16 protein-coding genes and 1 pseudogene are annotated in these 22,526 nt (G+C 63.3%); 7 read left to right on the top strand and 10 right to left on the bottom strand.

Annotated elements, in window-relative coordinates; translation table 11 throughout:
* Positions 1 to 81: 81 nt before the first annotated feature.
* Genes ACQ4LH_RS08035 through ACQ4LH_RS08045 form a run of 3 tightly spaced genes read left to right on the top strand, consistent with a single transcriptional unit; the run spans position 82 to position 1,768 of the window.
* Positions 82 to 675 carry a DUF4136 domain-containing protein gene (locus tag ACQ4LH_RS08035; RefSeq protein ID WP_430696723.1) on the top strand — a complete coding sequence of 198 codons (594 nt, stop codon included), beginning with the start codon at positions 82 to 84 and terminating at the stop codon, positions 673 to 675.
* Positions 676 to 699: 24 nt separating this feature from the next.
* A complete protein-coding gene (locus ACQ4LH_RS08040) occupies positions 700 to 1,263 on the top strand; it encodes a DUF4136 domain-containing protein (RefSeq protein WP_430696724.1) in 564 nt (187 codons plus the stop codon).
* A 16-nt stretch (positions 1,264 to 1,279) separates the two neighbouring features.
* Positions 1,280 to 1,768: an N-acetyltransferase family protein gene (locus tag ACQ4LH_RS08045; RefSeq protein ID WP_430696725.1), complete on the top strand. Its 489-nt coding sequence runs from the start codon at positions 1,280 to 1,282 to the stop codon at positions 1,766 to 1,768.
* Positions 1,769 to 1,775: 7 nt separating this feature from the next.
* Here the strand turns inward: ACQ4LH_RS08045 and ACQ4LH_RS08050 are convergent, their stop codons facing one another.
* Positions 1,776 to 2,675, bottom strand: coding sequence for a LysR family transcriptional regulator (locus ACQ4LH_RS08050; protein WP_430696726.1), 900 nt, complete (start codon positions 2,673 to 2,675; stop codon positions 1,776 to 1,778).
* Between the two features lie 99 nt (positions 2,676 to 2,774).
* Between ACQ4LH_RS08050 and ACQ4LH_RS08055 the strand changes: the two genes are divergently transcribed.
* Together ACQ4LH_RS08055 and ACQ4LH_RS08060 are read left to right on the top strand one after the other, a co-directional pair.
* Positions 2,775 to 3,647, top strand: a complete 873-nt coding sequence (locus tag ACQ4LH_RS08055) for an MBL fold metallo-hydrolase (RefSeq protein ID WP_430696727.1) — start codon at positions 2,775 to 2,777, stop codon at positions 3,645 to 3,647.
* Positions 3,648 to 3,806: 159 nt separating this feature from the next.
* Positions 3,807 to 4,256, top strand: coding sequence for a DMT family transporter (locus tag ACQ4LH_RS08060; RefSeq protein ID WP_160089286.1), 450 nt, complete (start codon positions 3,807 to 3,809; stop codon positions 4,254 to 4,256).
* On the opposite strand, the gene ACQ4LH_RS08065 is transcribed toward ACQ4LH_RS08060, so the two are convergent.
* The 4 genes from ACQ4LH_RS08065 to ACQ4LH_RS08080 all read right to left on the bottom strand — a co-directional run bounded on the left by ACQ4LH_RS08065 (position 4,253) and on the right by ACQ4LH_RS08080 (position 10,196).
* Positions 4,253 to 5,206, bottom strand: a complete 954-nt coding sequence (locus ACQ4LH_RS08065; protein ID WP_430696728.1) for an SdiA-regulated domain-containing protein — start codon at positions 5,204 to 5,206, stop codon at positions 4,253 to 4,255. The genes ACQ4LH_RS08060 and ACQ4LH_RS08065 overlap by 4 nt on opposite strands.
* 158 nt (positions 5,207 to 5,364) lie before the next feature.
* Complete coding sequence (locus ACQ4LH_RS08070) at positions 5,365 to 8,097, bottom strand: EAL domain-containing protein (protein ID WP_430696729.1); 2,733 nt, start codon at positions 8,095 to 8,097, stop codon at positions 5,365 to 5,367.
* A 51-nt stretch (positions 8,098 to 8,148) separates the two neighbouring features.
* The gene (locus ACQ4LH_RS08075) at positions 8,149 to 9,093 is read right to left on the bottom strand and encodes a Bug family tripartite tricarboxylate transporter substrate binding protein (protein WP_430696730.1); all 945 of its coding nucleotides are present in this window, start codon (positions 9,091 to 9,093) and stop codon (positions 8,149 to 8,151) included.
* Between the two features lie 164 nt (positions 9,094 to 9,257).
* Entirely contained in the window at positions 9,258 to 10,196 is a 939-nt protein-coding gene (locus tag ACQ4LH_RS08080) for a Bug family tripartite tricarboxylate transporter substrate binding protein (RefSeq protein WP_430696731.1), read from the bottom strand.
* 162 nt (positions 10,197 to 10,358) lie between these two features.
* Here ACQ4LH_RS08080 and ACQ4LH_RS08085 point away from each other — a divergent pair, with 162 nt between their 5' ends.
* Complete coding sequence (locus tag ACQ4LH_RS08085; RefSeq protein ID WP_430696732.1) at positions 10,359 to 11,480, top strand: GGDEF domain-containing protein; 1,122 nt, start codon at positions 10,359 to 10,361, stop codon at positions 11,478 to 11,480.
* Between the two features lie 33 nt (positions 11,481 to 11,513).
* On the opposite strand, the gene ACQ4LH_RS08090 is transcribed toward ACQ4LH_RS08085, so the two are convergent.
* The 4 genes and pseudogenes from ACQ4LH_RS08090 to pbpC form a co-directional block, all read right to left on the bottom strand.
* The gene (locus ACQ4LH_RS08090; RefSeq protein WP_430696780.1) at positions 11,514 to 12,251 is read right to left on the bottom strand and encodes a methyl-accepting chemotaxis protein; all 738 of its coding nucleotides are present in this window, start codon (positions 12,249 to 12,251) and stop codon (positions 11,514 to 11,516) included.
* A gap of 132 nt (positions 12,252 to 12,383) precedes the next feature.
* Positions 12,384 to 13,445, bottom strand: a pseudogene (locus ACQ4LH_RS08095) (HAMP domain-containing protein); the annotation flags it as partial.
* Between the two features lie 131 nt (positions 13,446 to 13,576).
* Complete coding sequence (locus ACQ4LH_RS08100; RefSeq protein ID WP_430696733.1) at positions 13,577 to 14,605, bottom strand: substrate-binding domain-containing protein; 1,029 nt, start codon at positions 14,603 to 14,605, stop codon at positions 13,577 to 13,579.
* A gap of 94 nt (positions 14,606 to 14,699) precedes the next feature.
* A complete protein-coding gene (gene pbpC / locus ACQ4LH_RS08105; protein WP_430696734.1) occupies positions 14,700 to 17,093 on the bottom strand; it encodes a peptidoglycan glycosyltransferase PbpC in 2,394 nt (797 codons plus the stop codon).
* Positions 17,094 to 17,231: 138 nt separating this feature from the next.
* On the opposite strand from pbpC, the gene ACQ4LH_RS08110 reads away from it, so the two are divergent.
* Positions 17,232 to 17,525 (top strand): hypothetical protein, encoded by a 294-nt coding sequence (locus ACQ4LH_RS08110; RefSeq protein ID WP_090377189.1) that lies wholly within the window; start codon positions 17,232 to 17,234, stop codon positions 17,523 to 17,525.
* A 51-nt stretch (positions 17,526 to 17,576) separates the two neighbouring features.
* Here ACQ4LH_RS08110 and ACQ4LH_RS08115 read toward each other — a convergent pair whose 3' ends face one another.
* Positions 17,577 to 22,499, bottom strand: a complete 4,923-nt coding sequence (locus ACQ4LH_RS08115) for an alpha-2-macroglobulin family protein (protein WP_430696735.1) — start codon at positions 22,497 to 22,499, stop codon at positions 17,577 to 17,579.
* Positions 22,500 to 22,526 lie beyond the last annotated feature (27 nt).

The following is a 22,526-nucleotide window of genomic DNA, read 5'->3' on the forward strand; positions in this document are numbered from 1 at the left end:
CTGTTTTTGCCTTGTCTTGCCGGCCTCGCCTACGTTTCTCAACGGCCTGCCACGCTTATATTCGAGTAGCAGGAGAAGTGCATGAAACAGCTCTGGGTTCTACTGCTACTGGCCACCCTCACGGCCTGTCAGAGCCAGAACCCTTATGTCGCCGACAGCAAACCGCTGCCGCCGGCGCCCGCTCACTCGCCGCAACAACTGGACCGCAGCGCCTACCCGGCAGCGCCGCGCGACTATGGCAGCTATCGCACCTGGAGCTGGCAGCAGCTGCCAGCCGGCACCGCCTGGGCCAGCTCCGAGCAGGTGCAGGAAGCCCTGAGCAATGCCCTCGACCAACGCGGCCTGCGCCCACATCGTGCCGGCAAAACCAGCGACCTGAAGGTCAGCGCCGAGCTACGGCTGGAGCAACGCCTGCGCCAGGTTACCGAACGCTACGGTAGCCATTACGGTCATAGTCGCTATGGCGATGAGTACGGCATGTGGGGTAGCGCGCCGCTGGTGCGCAGCTATACCGAAGAAGTCATGGTGGTGCGCATCGAACTGTTCGACGGCCAGGATGGCCAGCCGATCTGGAGCGCCAGCGCCGAAACCCTCAGCAGCGGCAGCCAGAGTGAACGCGCCGCCGCGCTGCGCAATGCGGTACAACAGGCCCTGGCGGCGTATCCGCCAAACTGATTGCTGAACCCGAGGAGAGCATCCATGCGTGCATCACTGCTGTTACTGCCCCTGCTGCTGATCCTCAGCGCCTGCCAGACGCCGCAGCTGGAACGCGACTTCGACCCCAACCGCGATTTTGCCGCCTACCGCAGCTGGAGCTGGCAGGAACCCGCCGTGCAGTACAAACCCGATGACCCGCGCATTAACAGCGACCTCACCGGCCAGCGCATCCGCAGCGCCGTCAGCGAACAGCTCGACCAACGTGGCCTGCGCGCGGCAGCGGCAAACACGGCGGGCGATCTCAAGGTGCAGGTGTGGATGATCGTCGACAATCGCCAGCAGCAGGTCAGCACCCACTTTGGCGGAGCCTGGGGCGACCCGTGGCGCGGCGGTTTCTGGGGTGGCCCAAGTTATGTGGAAACCCGCACCCTGGACTATCAGGTCGGCACCCTGCAGATCGACCTGCTCGACGGCAAGGACGGCAAGCTGGTCTGGCGCGGCAGTGCCGAACAGGTGCTGCGCAGCCGCCAACCCAGCCCCAGCGAGCGCGAGGCAGCAATACGCAGTACGGTCGCCGAAGTGCTAAGCCAGTATCCGCCCCACTGACCGACAAGAATGTTGCATGAGCCCAACCCCACACCTCAGCCATCGCCCCGCTGCGGCGGCTGATCTGGCCGAGATCGTCGGCTTTCCGCAGAACGCCGACGAGCTGTTCTTCTGCTACCCCAAGGCCGATTGGCCGCTAAGCATCGGTCAGCTGGCCGCAGCCATGGCCGAGCGCCGCGACAGTACCGTAGTGCTGCTCGATGGCCGGGTCGCCGGCTTTGCCAACTTCTATCAGTGGCATTACGACGACCACTGCGCCCTGGGCAACCTGATGGTCGCCCCCTGGGCCCGCGGCCACGGCGTGGCGCATTATCTGGTGGCGGTGATGGAGCAGCTGGCGCGCGAGCATTACCACGCCAAGCGCATGCAGGTGTCGTGCTTCAACGCCAACAGCGCCGGCCTGCTGCTCTACCCCAAGCTCGGCTATGCCCTGAACGATGTGGTCGAGCGGCGTGATCCCAAGGGCCAGCGCGTGGCACTGATTCAGTTCAGCAAAACGCTCTGAACCCCAGCTACATATCCCAGTCCGGCGCATCCGCCAGCCGCTCGATCAGAAAATCCAGCAACGCCCGCAGCGCGGGTGGCATCTGCCGGCGCGTGCCGTACAGGGCGTGGATGCCCAGCTCCTGCGGCTGATAGTCGGGCAGCAACTGCATCAGCGCCCCGGAGCGCAGGTGCGCGCTGACCGAATAGCGTGGCTGCAGGCTGATGCCGATATCGGCCAGCACCGCTTCCAGCAGCACCATGGATTCATTGGCGCTGAGGTTGCCGCTGACCGCCACGGCATGTGGTTCACCGGCGCGGGTGAACTCCCAGATGCTGCGGCCAAAATAGGCGTAACTCAGGCAATTGTGCTGCGCCAGGTCCTCGGGCCGCAGGGGCGTGCCGTGCTTGGCCAGATAAGCCGGAGTGGCGCACACCACCGAACGGCACACCGCCAACTGGCGGGCGATCAGGTTGGGGTCGAGCTGATTGGTGATGCGCAGGGCCAGGTCGATACGCGCCTCCACCAGATTGACCGCCTGGCTGCCCACCAGCAGATCGACGCTGACCTGCGGATACAGGCGAATAAAGTCATCCAACGCATGCACCAGCCAGGCCTGGGCCAACGACTGGCTGCAGGCGATGCGCAAGGTGCCACGCGGCGCGGCCTCATCGGTGCGGCTAACACTCTGCATGGCGTCGGCCATGGCCAGCATCTCGCGGCACTGGCCGAGCAACTGCTCGCCTGCACCGGTCAGGCTCAGCTTGCGCGTGGTGCGGTGCAGCAGGCGCGCACCGACCCAGGTCTCCAGTTCGCCGAGGTAGCGCGAAACCATCGCCCGCGACATCTCCAGCGCTTCGGCTGCAGCAGTCTGGCTGCCGCGCTCCACCACTTCGACAAATACCCGAGTAGCCATCAGCCGGTCCATGATTAGCCCATTCAGTGCAACAAATATGCGCAGATTAAGGGGCTTTTTGATCGATTTAAAGCAACTAAGATCGCCTCACTTACTCAACAGGAGATCACCATGTCGATTCTCGGTTACATGCGCAGCCTGCTCACCAGCGCCAGCCTGCTCACCCTTGCCACCACCGCCATTGCCCAACCGCTGACCCTGGATGTCTACAACCCAGGCGAAAAGGCGATTTTCCCGGTGACCTCGACGCTGATCAGCGGCGAGCGCGATGCCATTCTGGTCGATGCGCAGTTCTCCACCCGCGAAGCCCAGGAGCTGGTCAAGCGTATTCAAGCCAGCGGCAAAAACCTCACCACCATTTTTATCAGCCACGGTGACCCAGACTTCTACTTCGGCCTGGACACCCTGACCCGCGCCTTCCCCAAGGCCAAGATCCTGGCCACGCCGCAGACCATCGCCTATATCGAGAAAAGCCGCGAACCGAAGCTGGCTTATTGGGGCCCGATCCTCAAAGACACCGCGCCAGCCCGCACTCTGGTGCCGCAAGCGCTGCAAGGCGACCACCTGACGCTGGAAGGCCAGACCCTGCAACTGATCGGCCATGACCCCAAGCACACCAGCCTGTGGATTCCGAGCATCAAGGCGGTGGTCGGCGGCGTGCTGACCTACGCCAACATCCACCCCTGGATTGCCGACGCACAAACACCGCAAGCGCGTCAGACCTGGCTGAAATCCCTGTATGAGCTGGAAGCGCTGGAGCCGAAAACCCTAGTGCCGGGCCACTTTATGGGCCAGCCCAAGCTGAACCTGGATGACCTGCGCTTTACCCGCAACTACCTCAATGATCTGGAAGCCGCGTTGCCCAACGCCAAGAACAGCCAGGCGCTGATCGAAGCGATGAAGGCCAAGTACCCAGCCCTGCTCGACGCCAGCAGCCTGGAACTGAGCGCCAAGGTGCTCAAGGGTGAAATGCAGTGGCCGTAAGCCACAGCCGCTGATTAGCAACGCCTCACATGCAAAAGGCCTGGGTCAAAAACCCAGGCCTTTTGCATTCGGCCAGCGACAATCTGGCCTGGTTGAGGCTGACGAGGTGGACAGCTTTTACGGCATACTCATCCGCCCTTGCCGCTCTGGAGATGCCCCATGCCTGCCCCGATCTGGTGGTTGATGGCCCTGCCATTCGTTGCCGGCGCCTGCCTGCCGCTGCAAGCGGGAATTAACGGTCAATTGGCTAAACAGGTTTCCAGCGTGATGGCCGCAGCGCTGGTTTCCTTCGCTGTCGGCACCCTGGCGCTGCTGATTCTGGTATTGGCCCAACGCGAGTTTCCCAGCCTTGGCGCACTCAAAGGCCTAACCTGGTGGCACTGGAGCGGCGGCCTACTGGGGGTGATGTTTATCGCCACCGCCGCGTTTGCCGGGCCCAAGGTCGGCGCAGTGCTGTTTATGGCACTGGTGATCGCCGGGCAACTGAGCATGGCCCTGACCCTGGACCACTTCGGCTGGGCCGGCTTTCGCGAAGCACCGATTACGGCGGGCAAAGTCGGCGGTCTGCTGCTGATCGTCGCCGGCATCTGGCTGATCAGGCGCGGTTAAGCACCCGGTCGGCTTTCGCGCTCGAAGCGGTAGAACAGGTTGGGTTCGCTGACCAGATAGAGATTGCCCTGATCATCCAGGGTCAGGCCCTCGCCCTGCGGCACGCTGTCTTTCAATCCCGCGAAGCCGCTGAGCAGCGAGCGGAAGCTGATCAGCTTGCCATCCTCGGCATCCAGCTCGATCAGCACCTTGGATTCATCACTGAGCAGGGCCAAATGCCCGGTCTGCTCGTCGTAGTGCACCGACGACAGATCCGTGGCAAAAACCTTGTGCTCGATCCACGCCTGGCGGTCGATCACCTCTAGGTTGAAGTCGCCGAGGACGCTGGATTTCAGGCCGCGTATCTCATACAGCTTGCGCGGTGAGTGCTCCCTGACCACATACAGTCGGTCGCCGGCACGGTCGTAGCCCACGCCTTCAAAGCCTTTGTTACCGCCGGCTGCGATGCCCAGGGTCAGCGCTCGGTAATCCTCACGAAACAGGGCACCAGGTTTTTCCGGTAGCTCGACCACCACCAGCGCCTGGTCACGTTCCTCGGCCAGCAACAGCAGGTTATCGCCCAAGTAGGTGATGCCTTCGACATCGCTAAAGCCGCTGAGCGGATAACGCGCCAGCAACTCGCCATCCTTGCTCAGGGCCAGCAGTTCCTCGGGGTTATTGACCACCGCCCAGAGCTGGTCGCGCCCTTCGTCGTAGGTCAGCCCGGACAGGTTGTTGCTCACCCCGGCGACCGGCAGCGCATCAATGCGCACTTGGTATTCGGGCAACCACAGGCTGCGGTTTTCCCATTCGGTCTCATGCCAGGAGGTCTTGATCCAGAAATACAGGCGGTTATCCAGATGCTGCACGCCAATCTGGTAAACCAGGGTCAGCGCCAGCAGCAACAGCGCCCATTTCCATGGGCTGATATCAGGTAGCCGTCCTAGCACCCCTTTCGCAGCGGACATCATGAATAGTCATACTCGCGTGCTTACGGGAAACAGCAGTGTGCTGCGTGAACATGACAGCCCTGCATGCCGGCGCCGATATCGGGCCGGAAGCAGGGGTGCGGGGTTATGAGTGCAGGTCAGCGGATGAGTTCAATGGGGATGGCGACAGTGATGCCTGCCTAGCTGGCTTTGACCGGCTGCGCCGCAAACAACTGCTCCAGCGGTACCGGCCGGCCAAAGTAGTAGCCCTGAAAGCGCGTGCAGCCAAAGCTGCTCAAGCGCTCGGACTGCTCCAGGGTTTCTACGCCTTCGGCAATCACATCCAGTTTCAGCGCATGGGCCAACGAGACAATGGTGCGGGCAATATCCGCATCCAGCGGATCGTTCAACAGGTCGCAAACAAAGGAGCGGTCGATCTTCAGCTGATCCAGCGGCAGGGTCTTGAGGTAGGACAGCGACGAGTAGCCGGTGCCGAAGTCGTCCAGGGAAAAGCGCACGCCGTGGGCCTTGAGCCGCGCCATCTTGGCGATCACTGCCGCGCGGCCATCGAGCAGCATGCTCTCGGTAATCTCCAGTTTCAGCCGGCTCGGGTCGCAGCCGCTGCGCTGCACGATATGCAGCACCTGCTCGACAAAATCGGCCTGCTGCAGCTGTTTTGCACTGACATTCACCGACAGGCTGAGGTGCCTGGTTTGCGCCCTCCGCCCCCATTGCGCCAGGGTGGCGCAGGCGGTTTCCAGCACCCACTCGCCCAATGGCAGGATCAGCCCGCTGCCCTCGGCCACCGGAATAATTTCCCCTGGCGCCAGCAGGCCGCGCTCCGGATGCTGCCAACGCAATAACACTTCCGCGCCCTGCAAACCGTCACGCTGATCAATCTGCGCCTGGTAATAGAGCACGAACTCGCTTTTCAGCAGGCCCTGGCGCAGGTCGCTTTCCAGGCTGGCGCGCTGCAGCACCCGCTGCTGCATCTGCGGCTCGAAGAAACAGCAGGTGTTGCGCCCCAGCGCCTTGGCCTGATACATGGCCAGGTCTGCCTGTTTCATCAGATCGTCCAGCGGCTCACCGGTGCCGTTGAACATGGCGATGCCGACGCTCAGGGTGCTGAAGTGCTCAATCTCGCCCATGCGAAATGGCTGACGCAGGGCCAGGAGAATCTTGCTGGCAATCGCCTCGGCTTGCTGGGCCGCATTGACCGGCTCCTGCCCGAGGTTTTCCAGCAGGATGACAAACTCATCACCACCGATGCGCGCCACGCTGTCGCTTTGTCGCACGCAACTGGTCAGGCGCTCGGCGACCTGCTGCAACAGCTGGTCGCCGATATCATGGCCACGGGCATCGTTGAGCGTCTTGAAGTCATCCAGGTCGATAAACAGCACCGCACCGCGTTGCTCGCTGTCCTGGCTGGCCAGCAAGGCACACTCCAGCCGCTCGCGTTGCAAACGGCGATTGGGCAGATGGGTCAGCGGGTCGTAATAGGCCAGCTGTTCGATGCGCTGCTCGGCCGCCTTGCGCTGAGTGGTATCGGTCAGGGTGATCACGTAGTTGATCAGCCGCCCATCGGCGCCACCGCGCACTGCGGCAATGCTCACCCATTGCGGGTATTCCTGACCGTTCTTGCGCCGCCCGGGCATTTCCCCTTGCCAGGCGCCCTGATGAGCCAGGGCCGCAAGCATGGCATCGCGCACGATATCGAAACTGCCCTGGGCCAGCATGTAATCCAGGGTGCTGCCGACCACCTCGCTTTCGCTGTAGCCAGTCATGCGAGTAAACGCCGGGTTGGCGCGCAGCACCACATGCTGGGCATCGGTAACCACCATGCCTTCAGCCGACTCGAACACCGTGGCGGCAATGTGCAGGTCCGCGACCATGTGCTGCATCGCCACGCCAACGCGGTTGTATTCATAGATGCCGGTTGGCTGAAAGCGCAGCCCCCTGCCGCCGGCCTGGGTGGCCTCGATAAAGCTAAGCAGCTGGTTGATCGCCCGATCATGGCTGATGCGCAGCAGCCAGGCAGCTGCGGCCAGCAACAATAGAAAACCACCGCTGAGGATCAGAAACGACTGCAGGTAACTGTCGTAGATCGAGGCAAAGCGGCTGTCGGAAACCCCCAGCACCAGCCAGAACGGTTCTTCAACGCCCGCCAGGCTGATCGGGAAGCGCTGCAGGTAAAGCCCCTGGCCATCGCGCTCCAGGCTATCCAACGCCGCATCACCCTTAAGCCCAAGCTCGCTGTCGCCCTGCCAGACCAGCGGCTGCTGGGCATGCCCGAGCACCAGCAGGTCGAGCTTGGTGCTGGCACTCAGCTCGCGAATAAACGTGCGGTTCTGCCCCAGGGCCAAGCCGACGAACAGGTAGCCGCGCAGCTGCACGGTGGCGGGATCGAAGATCGGCGTGGCCTTGATCAAGGCACTCTGCGCCCCCGTTTTCACCAGCGTCCAGCCGTGGGCGTAATGAATCGGCGAGCGCAGTGAAGCCACCAGAGGCTTGATGTCATGCAGCGGTAAGCCGGCATCCATCACCAGCTTGCCGGCCGGATCCAGCAGGAAGAACACCTCCAGGCGCGCATCAATATTGGCGTCCTGGAACATGAAAGCCACATCCGCGGCGATTTCCTCAACCGGCATGACCTGTTCCGACAAGGCGCTGACGGTGCGCCGCGCCGAGGCGCTGTGCAGATACACCTCAAGCAGTTGCAGGCGGTTATTGATCAGGCTTTCGGTGGTGCGCTGGTATTGCGCCAGGCTGTTGCGGATTTCACTTTGCAGGTTGGCCTCGGCCGTGCGCAGCGCATAAACCATCACCACCGTGATCGCCACCATGCCGAGCATGCCAAATAGCAAAGCAATCCGCGTCGAGAACTTCAGCTCCCAACGCGCCGCTTTCGGCATGTGATTCTTGCTACTGCTCATCGGCCTTCGCGCCTCAGGGTCACAACACAGTCAGCTAATCCCTGTCGGTGCCTACTGCAATCCGATGTCATCAATCAGTGTTCGGTACTCTTGCATCTGCCTAATCAGCATAGGCTTGATCTCATCACCGCGCATAAACAGCACCGGCTGGCGAATGCGCTGCTCGGTCACCTCGATAAAGCGCGGGTCTTTGGCCGCGACCGCCAGGGCGGCGGCCAGTATCTCGACCTGCTCGGCCGGAGTATTGGCCGGCACCATGACGATGCGCATGGTATGCAGGCCCAGGCCGTAACCGAGCTCACGCAGGGTCGGCGCGTCGGGATAACCCAGCAGGCGGGTATCGGCCAGACTGGCCAGCACGCGCATTTCGCCGGACGCGGTGTAGCCTGTATGGGTGCCGCCGCTGTAGGCAAACACCGCATCGCCCGAGATCACCAGCGGAGCCATGCCCGCGCCGCCCGAGGTGGGCACGGTGCGCAGCTCCAGCCCTTCACGTTTGGCCAGGGCGCGGATAATCAGACGGTCCTCCGCTGCCTGGCTGACATAGACCTGCCCCGGCGTGGCGCGCAGATAGGCCAGCAGCCCTGGCCAATCCTGAATGCCATGAGTGGCACCGGTGACAAAGGCCGGCTGCTCCAGCGACAGCCCTGCCACATAGGTAAAACTGTCAGGACCATAGGATGCTGGCGACAGCAGCGGCGCAATACTGACCACCGACGAGCCACCAAACTGGAATACATAACCCTGCTCAATACTGCTAGCCAGCATCGACGCGGAGGCAGCGCCGCCGGCACCGGGGATATTGCTGACCGTGACCTTCTGCCCCAGCTGCTCCTCCAGCAGCGTGGCCAGCACGCGGCCCTGCAAATCGGTGCTGCCGCCTGCGGCATAACCGATGATCATGGTCAGCGGTCGCTCGGGAAAGGTGGCCGCCTGAACCTGCCACGGTAAAAAACTCAGGCAGCAGCCCAACAGTAGAAAACGCAGTAATGCCATGGTCCACCTCATACAACGATCACGCACTGCAAACCCGGCCGCGTAAACGGCAAGCACCTTTTTGGCGCATCCTTCAGCCCTTACACCTGCCAAGCACCGGCAGAATCACTTGAGTACGACCCGCTCATCTGGCGATGCAACTTACGCGCCGCTCAGTCAGGCGCTTATTGCACGCCAACTTCCTCGATCAGTTGCCGATAATCCTGCACCTGCTGGTTAAGCATGGTTTTGATCTCGTTGCCCGGCATAAAGCGGATGGGCTGGCGGATGCGCGTTTCGGTCACTTCGATAAAACGCGGGTCACGCACCGCCGCCGCTAAGGCATCAGCCAGAATGCGCACCTGCTCAGCCGGTGTGTCGACCGGCACAGTGACAATCCGCACGGCGTGCAAGGCCAGGTCATACCCCAGCTCACGCAGGGTTGGCGCATCGGGGTAACCCAGCAGACGCTCCTCAGCCAGGCTGGCCAGCACGCGCATTTGCCCCGAGTCGGTATAGCCGGTATGGGTGCCACCGCTGTAGGCAAAGAACACCTCACCGGAAATCACCAGCGGGGCCATGCCCGCGCCACCGGAAGTCGGCACGATGCGCAGCTGCAAGCCTTCGCGCTTGGCGATGGCGCGCGTCAGCAAGCGGTCCTCGGCGGTTTGCGTGACATACACCTGGCCGGGATTGTCGCGCAGGTGCTGGAGCAGGCTCGGCCAGTCCTTGAAGCCGCTCTGCCCGCTGGTGACATAGGCCGACTGATCCAGCGACAGGCCGGCCACATAGGTAAAGCTGTCGAGGTCGTAGGACGCAGGCGCCAGCAATGGCGAAATGCTGATGGTCGAAGAGATACCGTACTGAAAGACGTAGCCCTGCTCAGTGCTGCTGGCGAGCATGGCCGCCGCCACCGCACCGCCCGCGCCGGGAATATTGCTCACCTTGACCGGCTGACCGAGTTGCTCCGCCAGCACCTCGGCCAGCACCCGCCCCTGGATATCGGTGCTGCCACCGGCGGCGTAGCCGATCACCATGGTCAGCGGCCGCTCCGGGAAAGTCGCCGCCTGGCTACTCAAGGCAAGCAATGTGCACAGCACTGCCCAACATCCGCGCCTACGCATGATCGCCACCTCGCACACCCGGCAAAACCACAACCCAGGGCCGCAAAAGCTGCAGGCCCGTCATTTGGTTTTAGCCTACGGAGGCGCGATAGCAATCTGACAGCTTTTTCAAAAGCAAAGGGTTATGCTGCAATTAGTCGTTATTTTTTGTGATCACAGGCCATGACTGAAGCCCAAGTCCCCCGCCAGCCACACGCCTTCGCCCTCTGGCGCGAAGCGCAGGACACGCGCATCCGCTCGCCGCTCGGCGGCATTTATTACCTGCTGGCGTGGCTACTCACCTGGCTATTCAGTAATGATCCAAGCGCACTGGTGGTGCCTGGCGTACTCGGCATTGCCGTGTTTGCCCTGCTGCTGGCCTTACGCGTGCTGCACCGCCTGCCGCAGGAGCAGACCAGCGAGTCGCTGAAACGCTGGCTCAACCTGCACTGGAGCCTGATTCTGATCACCGCGCTGAGCTGGGGGCTGGCCCACGCCGTGGCGCAGCAAAACCCGCTGTTCAGCAGTTCGGTGATTATCGCCACCCTCAGCACCATCGCCTTCAGCACCGCACTGGCGTTCAATTTCGCCATGCGCAAGAAGCGCGCAATGGTCGCACTGCTGCTGATTTATCTGCCTGGGCTGCTGGTTCTGGCACTGGAGTGGCGCGAGCAGTACGCCATCCTGATCACCCTGAGCTTCTACTTGAGCTACCTGCTGCTGGTGCTGAGCCGCAGCCACCGCGAGTACCACAACACCCTGGCCCTGGAGCTGCAACTGCTCGACCAGCAGGAGCGCCTCGAACACCTCAGCCGCACCGACAGCCTGACCCAGCTGGGCAACCGTTATCAGTTCAACAGCCTGTTCCCGGTGATGGTGGCCAATGCCCAGCGCGAGAGCCAGCCGCTGTCACTGGTGCTGCTGGATATCGACTTCTTCAAGCGGATCAACGACGAGTACGGGCACGCCTGTGGCGATAGCTGCCTGAGCGACTTTGCCGAACGCATGCGGCAGAACTTCCGCCGCGACAGCGACGCCCTGCTGCGTCTGGGTGGTGAGGAGTTCGGCATTCTGATGCCCAATACCCCGCTGGATCAGGCGCGCCTGTTGGCCGAGCAGTTTCGTCTGGAGCTGGAACGTGAGAGCTTCAACGTGCCAGGGGCGACCCTGCCGCTGACCGCCAGCCTGGGTGTGGGTTGCTATGACATGCTGCGCGACGGCAGTGCCGAAGCGTTCTTCAAGCGGGTCGACGATGCGCTGTATCAAGCCAAGGCGGCCGGGCGCAATCGCCTGGAGCTGGCCTGAATGCGGCGGCACAAACGTGCCGCCGGATAACACCTAAAGGCGGAAGCTGCCCATCTGCTTGGCCAGATCATCGGCCAGACCGCGCAGGGTCTGGCAGTCCTCTTTACACACCTGCACCTCACCGGCGGTGGCATGCGCCAGGTCGGCAATGCCCTGCACGTTGCGGTTGATCTCTTCGGTCACCGACGACTGCTCCTCAGTCGCGGTGGCCACCTGGGTGTTCATATCGCTGATGCGTTCAATCTGCTCGGTAATCGCGCTAAGCGACTGCCCCGTACGCTGACTAGCCTCGACGCCAGTACCCGTGGCACGTTGCCCGGCATGCATGGAGCTCACAGCAGTTTCCGCGCCCTGCTTGAGGCGCTGGATCATCTGCTGGATTTCATCAGTAGAGCTCTGCGTGCGGCTGGCCAGGGTGCGCACCTCGTCGGCCACCACGGCAAAACCACGGCCCATCTCACCAGCGCGCGCCGCCTCGATGGCCGCGTTAAGCGCCAACAGATTGGTCTGCTCGGAAATACCGCGAATCACCGCCAGTACCTGATCGATCGACGCCACCTGATTGGCCAGTTCGCTGACTGCGGCGGCGGCATTGCCAATATCAGTGGACATACTCTCGATATGCCCGATGGATTGGCGCACCTCATTGCGCGCGCCTTGCGCCTCGTCTCGTGCGCTTTGCGATGACTGCGCCGCGCTGCTGGCGTTACGCGCGATCTCCTGCACGGTCAGGCCCATCTCATGCACCGCGGTGGCGACCATATCGGTCATTTCCTGCTGCTGGCTGGAACGCCCGGCGGTGTTGTCCACCACCTGCGCCACCTGGCTGACCGAGGCGCGCAAGCGCTCGCTGGTCGCCAGCACATCGCTGATCAGGCTGCGCTGGCCGCCAATAAAGCGGTTGAAGCCGCGCGCCAGATCGCCCAACTCATCCGCGCGGGACTCATCCAGCCGCCGGGTTAGATCGCCACCGCCACCGCCAATTTCCACCAGCGCGGCGGTGACCTGACGGATCGGCCGCACCAGTCCGCGCGACAACACCACCACCAGACCGAGGAACAACAAGGCCACGCCAAGACCGATGGCGCTGGTCATAAACAGCGCCTGGCGCGCTTCAGCGTAGATTTCCGCTTCCGGCACCTCGCTGACCAGCAGCCAGTCCAGGCTGGAGAGCTTCTGCGCCACCGCCAGGTAGGTTTCACCATCACGCTCGAAGCGCACCGCCTTGCCACCGCTGCTCAGCAGCTGATCGGCCGGCGCCTTGCCAAACAACTCAGTGAGGCGACCACTGCCGCTCAGCTCGGCTTGCGGATGCACCTTGATATCGCCCTGGGCATCGATCAGAAATACCTGACCGCGCTCGCCGAAGCGAAAATTGCGGATCATTTCCGACATGGCTTTCAGGCTGAAACCCAGGCCGGAAACACCCAGGGTTTTGCCGCCCTGCTTGATCCGCTGATTGATAAACAGGGTTGGCAGGCGCGTGCCCTTGTCGATATCGATTTCCAGCACCTGATCGCGGCTGCTGTCGACCAGCTTGTAGAACCACTGGTTTTCCGGTTGATCACGGCTGATCACCCGGGCCAGGCCCTCGCCGGTGAAGTAGTTGCCGCTTTCCAGCACGGCAATCGAGGTGGTCATGGCGTTCTGCTGCGCACGCACGCCTTCCAGGTAACGCGCCACGGCGTCGCGCTGGCCTTCATCTTCGCCAGCGGCCAGCCAGTCCTGAATAAAGGTATTAGCGGCAATCCCGGCGTTGGCGGTGATCGGCGCGGTCAGTACCCGCTCCAGGTCGTTGCTGATCGCCAGCGCTCTGGCGGGCAAAGCCTCTTCAACCAGAAAGCGTTCGGTCAGGCGATTGACCACCGCCGAGTAGACGCCCACCACGATCAGAATACTGGCGAGCAGGGCTGCGCCCATGCTGAGAATCAGCTGCCACTGAATGCTGCGTTTCCACAAGCCCATGGAGGTTACCTTCTAATTATTATTTGAACACAGCGATTGAATACAATTTTGTATACAAACTCAATTGCTCGCCGACGTATAACAACTATCGGCCGCCCCGGCTGCCGACTTTAACTCGCCCAGCAAATGCCTCAGTCCATCTGCCGCCACAGCCGCAGATAGGCATCTTCATGGCTGAAATCCAGTTCGATGCTGAGGTCGTCCGACTCCTGCAGCACCTGTGTGGTGATCAGCAGAGGCGGCGTGACAAACAGGCTCGGCGGCTGGCCGGCAAAGGCCCGGTTCAACTCATCCACCAGCTGCCAACCCTGCATACCCAGCGGTTCGGCGACGGTCGCGACCTGCTGGGACAACCCCGAGTGGATGCGTCCCAGCGCCTTGGCCGAGCCATCGCCAGCGGAAATATTGCGGATGTCCTTACGCCCCAGGGCATTGAGCGGCACGTTGATATGGTCGAAGTACACGTCATTGATCGCCAGGGTATGGCTCCATTCGCCGCCAAAGCGCCGCTGCAGTGAACGCACGCGCTCATCCATGCCCTTGCCGGCATTGGCAATCGCCAGGTCTTCGACGCTCAGCACCTTGCACTGCGCACACTCTTCCAGGCGCTGCACCATGCGCTGGGTCTTGGCGGTGGCGATGGCGAACTGGCTGTCGGTGAACAGCACCACGCCAATCTGGCCGTCACGCATGGCGTACTCGGCAGCCAGGTCGGCCACCTGCAAGGGGTCGCTGGTGACATTGCTGAACAGTTCGTCGGTCGGCCCTGGCTGATCCCCGGCGTGCCAACCGACCAAGGCAATCTCGCGGGTCTGAAAGACTTCGTGCAGCTCGCCCAGGTAATCCGGCTCGAAGCCGCCCAGCACCACGCCATCGGGCTTGCGCTCCAGCACCTCAGCGGCCAGGCGTTTGATCTCCGCCGGATCGCCACGGCCGTCCACCGCGTGCACCCGCCAGCCCAACAGTTTGGCGGCACGCTCAAAGCTGCGGTACACGCCGACCACCCCGCCATTACGAAAATCCGCCGCGATAAAGCTCACCTGCATGCCACTGCGCGCGGGCGGTGCCTGCTTTGGCCCGGTCCACGGATCCGCTGCGAGTAGCGCGCTGAACAGCAGCCCACACAGGCAGACAGCAGTTGCGTAGCTATATCTCGACATCGCATATCCCTGCGCTGCTGGCCGGCAGATCATGGCACCGACCTTCGTCTAACAGCGTAGTCACTCATGGCCTTGCCCGTACTCGAACCGCAGCTTAGTCCGACAGGCTGAACTCAACCCGCGCGGTCTGCCCGCTCTCGTCCAGCACGCTTAGCTGATACTGCCCGTTGCGTGCAAAGGCGTGATTGAACAGCGCATCGGCGCTGGTTTCGGCAATCGGCTGGCCGTCGACAAACCACCAGCGCCGACCGCTGCCGCCCAGTGCGGACAGGCGCAAACGCAGCGCTTCGCTACTGCCAGCCGGGCGTCGCAAATGATCTCCCTCACGCACGCCGACAATCGACAGCGGCGCGGCGACCGGCACATGCCGCGGCGGGCACTGCGAATCAACCGCCGGCAAACGCGCACTGCGCCGCTCACGGCGTGGCAACCAGGGTTCCAGCGGCGCCGGCCACAACGCCAGGCTCTGTGCCGTGGCCCCCGGGCAACTGGCATCCACGCGCAACCCGGCGGCATTCACCCAGAGGCTTTCCTGCAGCCCCAAACCCAGCGGCTGATCCTGCGCCGGCAAGGTCGGCGGCGTGGTGCCATCCAGCGTCCAGGCAAAGCGCTGACGCCGGCAGTTGGGGTCGCGCCCCGCCAATAGCGGGGCCAGCGGCTGGCCCAACGGCCAGCAGATCGCCGCCACGCCGACTTCGGCAGGCTGTGGGTCAATCGGCAGGGCGATGCCACGCTGGCTGTCGCGGTTAACCAGCAGATCATGCACCTGCAGCAGCAGCGGCGCGGCCGAGGCCAATCCGAACTGCCCAGACACCGGGGTGCCGTCCGGTCGACCGATCCAGATGCCGATCAGGTAACGCGGTGCTACGCCAATCGCCCAGGCATCGCGAAAACCGTAACTGGTGCCGGTCTTCCAGGCGAGGCTCGGGCGCTGCACCAGTTGCGCACGCGGGTCGCGGTCCGGTCGGGCCTGACCGCTGAGAATGCGCCGCACAATCCACGCCGAGCCTGGCGATAACAACCGCCGCTCATGCAGCCCATCCTGCGGCTGAAAGCGCAGACGCGCGGCCATGCCGCCACGGGCAAAGGCGCTGTAACCACTGACCAGTTCCTCCAGGCGGCTGCCGGCTCCGCCGAGAATCAGCGCCAGGTTGGGTTCGGCCAGCGGTGGCAGCAGCAACGGCACGCCAGCACTGCGCAACTCGCCGGCAAAACGCTTCGGCCCGTAGGCCTCCAACAGCTGCACGGCGGGCAGATTGAGTGAGGTGGCCAGCGCCTCGCTGGCGGACACCGCGCCGCTGAAGCCGGCAGCGAAGTTGCCCGGGCGATAATCGCCATAACGTCGCGGTACATCCTGCAGCAGCGACTCGGAATGGATCAGCCCCTCGTCCAGCGCCATGCCGTAGAGAAAGGGTTTCAGGGTCGAGCCGGGTGAGCGCACGGCGTTGATCATGTCGACATGGCCAAAGCGCTTGGCGTCGCCGATATCCACCGAGCCCAGGTAGGCGCGCACCGCCATGCTCGGCTGCTCGACCACCAGAATCGCCGCCGAGGTGCGCTCCGGCAGCCGCGCCCGCCAGCCCAGCAGCAGATCTTCCAGGCGGCGCTGCAACGCTGCATCGATAGTCGTGCGAATCAGCGGCGGACTGCTGCGGGTGTTCAAGCGCCGCGCCAGTAGCGGGGCCAGCCGAGGCTCCTGACGTGGAGCCAGCAACACCGGCTCCTCCAGCGCATCGTTGATCGCCGACTGCGGCCACACCTCGAAACTGGCCAGACGCTTGAGCACCTTGTCCCGCGCGGCTTGGGCCCGCTCAGGATGGCGATCCGGCCGCAAACGACTGGGCGCCTGCGGCAGCACAGCGAGCAACGCCGCTTCGGCGCGGGTCAGCTGGCTCGGCGACTTACCCAGATAAGCCCAACTGGCGGCCGCCACCCCCTGCAGCGTGCCGCCAAACGGCGCGCGATTGAGGTAAAGGGTGAGGATTTCGTCCTTGGACAGGTGCCACTCCAGCTGCAGCGTGCGCCATAGCTGCTTGAGCTTGCCGCTGTAACTGCGCGCATGCGGATCCAGCAGCCGCGCCACCTGCATCGACAGCGTGCTGCCTCCAGAGAGCACGCGCCCGCCGCTGAGGTTCTGCCAGGCCGCGCGGCCCAGCGCCAGCGGGTTGACCCCGGGATGCTGATAGAACCAGCGGTCCTCATAGGTCAGCAGCGCTTCCAGATAATAGGGCGACACCTCACTGGGGCTGACCGGATAACGCCATACGCCATCACGGTCGGCGAAACGCCACAGTGGCGCACCGTCTTCGGCCAGCACCACCCGGGCCAGGTCATCGCCCGGCAAGGGCAACGGAAACAGCCGGTCGGCCACTAGCAGAATCAGCAGCAGACACAGCGGAAAGCCCAACCAAGGGCGCCATAGCAACGGCCACAGACGGTTACGCCACACGCGCTGAGCCAACCAATACAACTGTTTAACGCGGGTCATGCGCTGATCCATTCCTTGCATCGCGGAGCTGTAACCCCAATTAACGGCCCAACCGGCCAACAGCGCTGCCATTCTGCCAAATGACTGGCACACTGGCGCGCAGTAGCAATCAACGCAGGGTCGAGTGGAACGAGAACTATGGGTGTAGAAGGTTTTTTTGAATCCCTTGGCGAGGCAGTCGGCTCGGTGATCCGCTTTATCGTCGAAGGCTTGAGCGGCTTTTTCGGCATGCTCGGCGGCGCGGTCAGCAGCTTTATCACGGGCATGTCCAAGGCCTTGGGGGTGACGCCATCATTGCTCAGCATCGTGGTTTTGCTGGCAGGTCTGTGGCTGCTGTACCTGGCGGTACGCGCCTTTATCCGCCGCTCGATCATTGCCGGGGTGATCTGGCTGGTTCTCGGCTTGTGGTTGCTGAGCGGTCTGATCAGCTAAGCCACACCGGCTAAACAACAAGGCCCGCCAATTTGGCGGGCCTTGTGCGTTCTAGCGCTCCTTGACCACCAGACGCCCCGGCGTGGTGCCTAGGGCCTGCCAGTTCGGTCGGTACATCGACTCCACTTGCGGTGGCGGCACGCGGTAGCTGCCGGGGGTGACGGCGCGGGCCAGGTACAGCAGGTGGGTGGTGTCGTAACCGTTTACATCCAGCGCGGCAACGTAGCGATCACCACGGAACTCCTGGTGTTTGATCGCCGCGTTCTGCATCGACTCGCGCCACTCTTTCACTGCACTGCTGGCATCGTCCAGGCTGGCCGAGCTTTGCGCCAGGTTCTGGTTTTCCAACTCCAGGCCCGCCGGCAGCAGATCAACCACCAGGGCATCCGGCACCCGCTGGTGGGCGGATACGGCCAAGTGCACCAGCACCAGCTCGCCGCTTTGCAGGTTGTTCAGATCCAGCGCCTGGCCATCCATGCCTAAATATTCACGGTAGATACTGAGGTTCTCGCCACCGGCCGCAGGGGCCTGACGTGGGTAGCCGGAGAGGGTCAGCTGCTGATACAGCGGCGTATCGCCCGGCTTGCTCACCGAGTTGCGAATAGTCAGCGGCGCAGCAAGATCACTGCCATCGAGCTTGAGTCCCGGCTGGGCATTGCTCAGCTCGAAGGCCAGGCTGCCGCTTTGCAGGGCCGCGCTCCAGCTCGGCTCCGGTTTGCTCAGCAGGTTGCGCCCGGCCAGGTACAGCGAGTTGCGTTCCTGGGTCGACAGCCACTGCTGCCCGGCCACTTCATCGGCCAGGTTGAACAGCCGCTCTTCACGGCGGTTGCCGGCCAGGTCGTGCTCCTCTAGCAGCGCCAGAATCAGCGCCTGGTCGCGCAGCGGGCTGCCGTAGTCGGCCAGCCAGTTATTGCTCTCACGACCACGAGCCAGGCCGGCGGTCAGCAGCTCATCGGCACGCGGCTGGTCGCCCATTTTCTGCAGGGCCACGGCCAGGTGCACCAGCGGCAAGCCGGACAGCGCATCGCTGCGCCGCTCGTACAGGCTGCGCAAGGCACCCAGCGGCGCCTGTTGGCTGCGCGCCAGCACGTAACCGGCGTAGGCCTGCACGGCAAAGCGGCTGTGGTTGGCGTTGTCGCTGTAGTTGACCTCGATCAGGTGACGTTCCTGCAGATAGCGCAGCAGGCGTTCGTTGGCCTTTTTCAGCGCCTCTTCCGGTACGCCAAAGCCCTGCTCGCGGGCGCGCAGGAGGAAGTCGCTGACGTAGGCGGTCAGCCAGTATTCCTCATCGCTGTCCGCGCCCCACAGACCGAAGCTGCCGTTGTAGCGCTGCATGCTCAGCAGACGCTCGATGCCCAGCTCGATGGAGCGCTTGCGCTGCTCATCCGGCTCGGCTTCCACGCCCAGACGTTTCAGCGTTGCCGCATCGGCGTACAGCGACGGGTATAGACCACTGGTGGTCTGCTCCAAACAGCCGTATGGATAGGCTTTAAGCGCACGGATCTGCTCGCCCAGGTTGAGAGGTGGCCGGCTGGAAATCGCCAGACGCGCCTCCAGGCCTGCAGCTTCAAAAACACTGAGTGCATTGGCCGGCAGCAACCAGGGTTCGTCTTTCAGCACCGCGCGAAAGTGCTGCAGCTGCGCCGGGTAGGCCGGGCGAATGCCCAGGGTCCACTCACGGCTAAACGGCGGTAGATCCTCACCGGGCAGGGCCAGACCATTGACGCTGACCTTGAAGCGCCCTTGTCCGTAACCGCCCAGCGCGGTGACCGGAATACGCAGAATGGTGCGCTGACCATCGGCCAGGGTGATTGGCGCCACTGCCGCACCCGGGTTCTGCGCCAGACGCAGCTGGCCTTCGGCGCTCAGTTGCACATCGAGTTTCTGCTCGCGCCCGGACAGGTTGCTCAGGTCCAGGGCCAGGGTGGTTTCATCACCGCCAGCGAGGAAGCGCGGCGCGGACAGCTCGGCGATCAGCGGCGCAGCGACCACCGTCTTGCCTTCGCCCATACCGTAATGCTCATCGGTCCAGGCTTGTGCCATCAGCCGTAGCTCGCCGTTGAAGTCGGGGATATTCAGGCTGACTTCGCCTTCACCCTGCTCGTTCAGCGCCAGCGGTTGGCTCTGCAGTGCGACGATCAGCACGCTGGTATCCGGGCGCTTGCCGCCACCGGCCAGCGCCGCGTCACCACCGAAAGCCAGCTTGGCCACCCGGCCTTGCCCGGCTTCGATCAGTTGCCCGTAGATATCCAGCTGATCCGCACCATAGGCCTTACGGCCGAAGAAGTTGGCGAATGGATCGGGCGTGGCGTACTCGGTGATATTGAGGATGCCGACATCCACCGCCGCCACCAGCACCTGCGCCTGTTTCGGGATACTGCCGTCAGCATTGCGCGCCTGCACCTTGACCTTCAGCGGCTGGTTAGGACGCATCTTTTCCGCAGCGGTAAGGGTCAGCGCCAGTTTGCGCGGCGCACGTTCCAGCGGCAGATGCAGCAGGCCGACCGCACGTTTAGGCGTGGCATTGCTCTTGCGCTCGCCGGGGCGGATCACCAGGGCGCTGACATACAGATCATGCCGCGCCCAGTCCTTGGCAATCGGGATGTCGAAGGTCTTGCCCTCGGCCGGCACGTCGATCTCTTCCCACCACAACGGCCCTTCGCTGGACTCCACCATCAGGTAACCCTTGCCCGCAGAAGGCGGGGTAACGGTGACCTGAGCGGTGTCGCCATCGACGTACGCCGGTTTATCCAGCGCCAGCTTGACCTGATCCGGGCGCACCGCGCCGCCATCGGCGTTGTCCTGCCAGCGGTAGCCGGCCCAGAAGCGCATGCTGCTGAGCATGCCGGTCTGCGCATCAATCACTTCAACGCGGTACGGGCCCCACTCCACCGGGAAGCTGATCTTGGCGGTGCCGCCGGCTGCGACCTTGAGGGTTTCCTCATTGAGGGTAAGGAATTTCTCGGTGTAGTTATGGCTCCAGCCATCGCTCTCGGAGAAATTCCAGAAGTAGTCACGGCGCTCACGAATCAGGCGCACGCTGAGCTGATCAGCGGCCAGCTTGTTGCCCTCGGCATCGGCCACCAGCACTTCGAACTCGGCCAGGCTGTCGGCGTCCACTTCTTCGCCATCGAACAGCCCGCGCAAACCGGGCAGCCGTTCAGCCGGCCATACCGGCTGGATAATCCGCCGGGTAATTGCACGGCCGCCGGATTCCTGCAGGCTGGCCTGAAGGATCAGCCGCAGCGGCGATTTGGCATCAGCCCAGCGGCTTTCGATATCCAGGCTGGCCTTGCCCTGCTCGTCGAGGCTGGTTTCATCCAGCTCGATATCCTCGCTCAGCTCTTCTTCAGTAACCGAACCGAACTGATAGCCGGGCAAACTCGCCACCGCCTCACGCAGCGGACGCACATAGAGTTGCCCGCTGAGGCGATTGCCTGCCGCTGGCGCGCCATACAGATAACGCCCCGTCACGTCGAACTGGGCATTTTCTGCCGGACTGTAAGGCACATCGCTGCCCTTGAGTTCCAGCGCCATGCGTTCCGGCAGGAAGTCTTCCACAGAGAATTCATATAGCTGCTGACGGCCATCGCCGAGGTCGAACAGCAGTTGCCAGCGCCCGGTCGGCGCTTCATCGGCCAGTTGCAGCTGGTACTGATAGAGGCCGGCGTCATCGGCCTGCCAGACGAATTTGCGGCTGACCTGCTCATCCGGCCGGCGCACTTCCACATTCACCGGCTGGGCTTTTACCGCGCGGCCATCGGCATCGCGCAGCAGGCCGTTGAGCAACACGGTTTCGCCGGGACGATAAAGATCACGCGGGCCGAACACGAAGAACTGCAGCGGGTGGGCGACGGGACCGGCGATATCGAACTCGGCCAGATCCAGCGCCGCAGTATTCAGACGCAGCAGGCTGGTCTGTTCGCCCTGGTGGGCCAACAGCACTTCGGCTTTGGGCGGCAACGGCAGTTCGCCATGGCCGGCGCTGTCGGTCTTGCCTTCGGCCAGCACCTGGCCTTCGGCATCAAGAATTTCCAGGCGTACATCGCCCAGAGCATCACCGCCGGCCAGGGCCTGGGTGAAGACATCGATACGGTTCTGATAGCGCCGCGCGGACAGGCCGATATCACTCAGGGTGAATAGCGTGGCCGGTTGCGCGTAGTTGTAACTGCCGGCTTCACGCATTACCGCCAGGTACACCCCCGGCTGCTTGAACGGCTCCAGGCCGGCAATCGGCAGCAGCAAGGTTTCGCGGGTATTACGCGCCGGATTCAGGTCGAAGCGGCCGCCGTAAACCAGATCAGCCATCGGCAGCAGGCTGCGGGCTTCCCAGTTATCCAGATTGCTCGAACGGCCCCAGCGATTAAGGAAGGCCGGCAGCGACTCGGGCTTGATGCGGAAGAACTCGACATTGATCTTGTCGACGTTCAGCGCGATCACCGGCAGGCCTTCAGCGAGGCGTGTGGGCAACAAGGAGCCACGGCTGGCGAAGCCGACGCTGGCTTGCAGGTCGCGGGTTTCCAGGCGGGTGACCTGCTCGGCGGCGAGGCTCTTGCCATTCAGCCCGAGCAACCCAGCATCCACGGTCAGTACCAGTTTGCGCTGCGGCTCCAGATGGCGCAGGCGCACCTCCATCAGATTGTCGCTCAGCTCCCAGGCGCCATCGACCTTGCCGTCTTTGCTATCGACCAAGTGCAGGCGCTCGGCGAGCTTCTGCTCAGGGTCAAGCGGCACCGAGAAGCTGATCGAGAGCGTGCTGGCGCCCTCCAGCTGCACTTCCGAGACATCCACCACGGTCAGTTCGCGGCCGGCGTAACGCTCGGCCAGCGCCTTGCGGTCGACCGCCGGCTTGGCAGCCTCGCTGCTCACGGGGGTCGCTTGGGTCGCCGTCACTTCGGCGGGCCCAGGGGTGGATGAATCACAGGCGCTGAGCAGGCTCAGGACAAGTGCCAGAAGCAGTCCATTCTTCGGCATTGCGGGCTCCAACAAGGGTAGGTGCAG

The organism is Pseudomonas peli (genome assembly GCF_050563605.1).
Classification (GTDB): domain Bacteria; phylum Pseudomonadota; class Gammaproteobacteria; order Pseudomonadales; family Pseudomonadaceae; genus Aquipseudomonas; species Aquipseudomonas peli_A.

Excerpts from the sequence above, each read along its gene's own strand:
- ACQ4LH_RS08035 (WP_430696723.1), top strand. The coding sequence starts at position 82 with ATGAAACAGCTCTGGGTTCTACTGCTACTGGCCACCCTCACGGCCTGT.
- ACQ4LH_RS08040 (WP_430696724.1), top strand. The coding sequence starts at position 700 with ATGCGTGCATCACTGCTGTTACTGCCCCTGCTGCTGATCCTCAGCGCC.
- ACQ4LH_RS08045 (WP_430696725.1), top strand. The coding sequence starts at position 1,280 with ATGAGCCCAACCCCACACCTCAGCCATCGCCCCGCTGCGGCGGCTGAT.
- ACQ4LH_RS08050 (WP_430696726.1), bottom strand. The coding sequence starts at position 2,675 with ATGGACCGGCTGATGGCTACTCGGGTATTTGTCGAAGTGGTGGAGCGC.
- ACQ4LH_RS08055 (WP_430696727.1), top strand. The coding sequence starts at position 2,775 with ATGTCGATTCTCGGTTACATGCGCAGCCTGCTCACCAGCGCCAGCCTG.
- ACQ4LH_RS08060 (WP_160089286.1), top strand. The coding sequence starts at position 3,807 with ATGCCTGCCCCGATCTGGTGGTTGATGGCCCTGCCATTCGTTGCCGGC.
- ACQ4LH_RS08065 (WP_430696728.1), bottom strand. The coding sequence starts at position 5,206 with ATGATGTCCGCTGCGAAAGGGGTGCTAGGACGGCTACCTGATATCAGC.
- ACQ4LH_RS08070 (WP_430696729.1), bottom strand. The coding sequence starts at position 8,097 with ATGAGCAGTAGCAAGAATCACATGCCGAAAGCGGCGCGTTGGGAGCTG.
- ACQ4LH_RS08075 (WP_430696730.1), bottom strand. The coding sequence starts at position 9,093 with ATGGCATTACTGCGTTTTCTACTGTTGGGCTGCTGCCTGAGTTTTTTA.
- ACQ4LH_RS08080 (WP_430696731.1), bottom strand. The coding sequence starts at position 10,196 with ATGCGTAGGCGCGGATGTTGGGCAGTGCTGTGCACATTGCTTGCCTTG.
- ACQ4LH_RS08085 (WP_430696732.1), top strand. The coding sequence starts at position 10,359 with ATGACTGAAGCCCAAGTCCCCCGCCAGCCACACGCCTTCGCCCTCTGG.
- ACQ4LH_RS08090 (WP_430696780.1), bottom strand. The coding sequence starts at position 12,251 with ATGACCGATATGGTCGCCACCGCGGTGCATGAGATGGGCCTGACCGTG.
- ACQ4LH_RS08100 (WP_430696733.1), bottom strand. The coding sequence starts at position 14,605 with ATGTCGAGATATAGCTACGCAACTGCTGTCTGCCTGTGTGGGCTGCTG.
- pbpC (WP_430696734.1), bottom strand. The coding sequence starts at position 17,093 with ATGACCCGCGTTAAACAGTTGTATTGGTTGGCTCAGCGCGTGTGGCGT.
- ACQ4LH_RS08110 (WP_090377189.1), top strand. The coding sequence starts at position 17,232 with ATGGGTGTAGAAGGTTTTTTTGAATCCCTTGGCGAGGCAGTCGGCTCG.
- ACQ4LH_RS08115 (WP_430696735.1), bottom strand. The coding sequence starts at position 22,499 with ATGCCGAAGAATGGACTGCTTCTGGCACTTGTCCTGAGCCTGCTCAGC.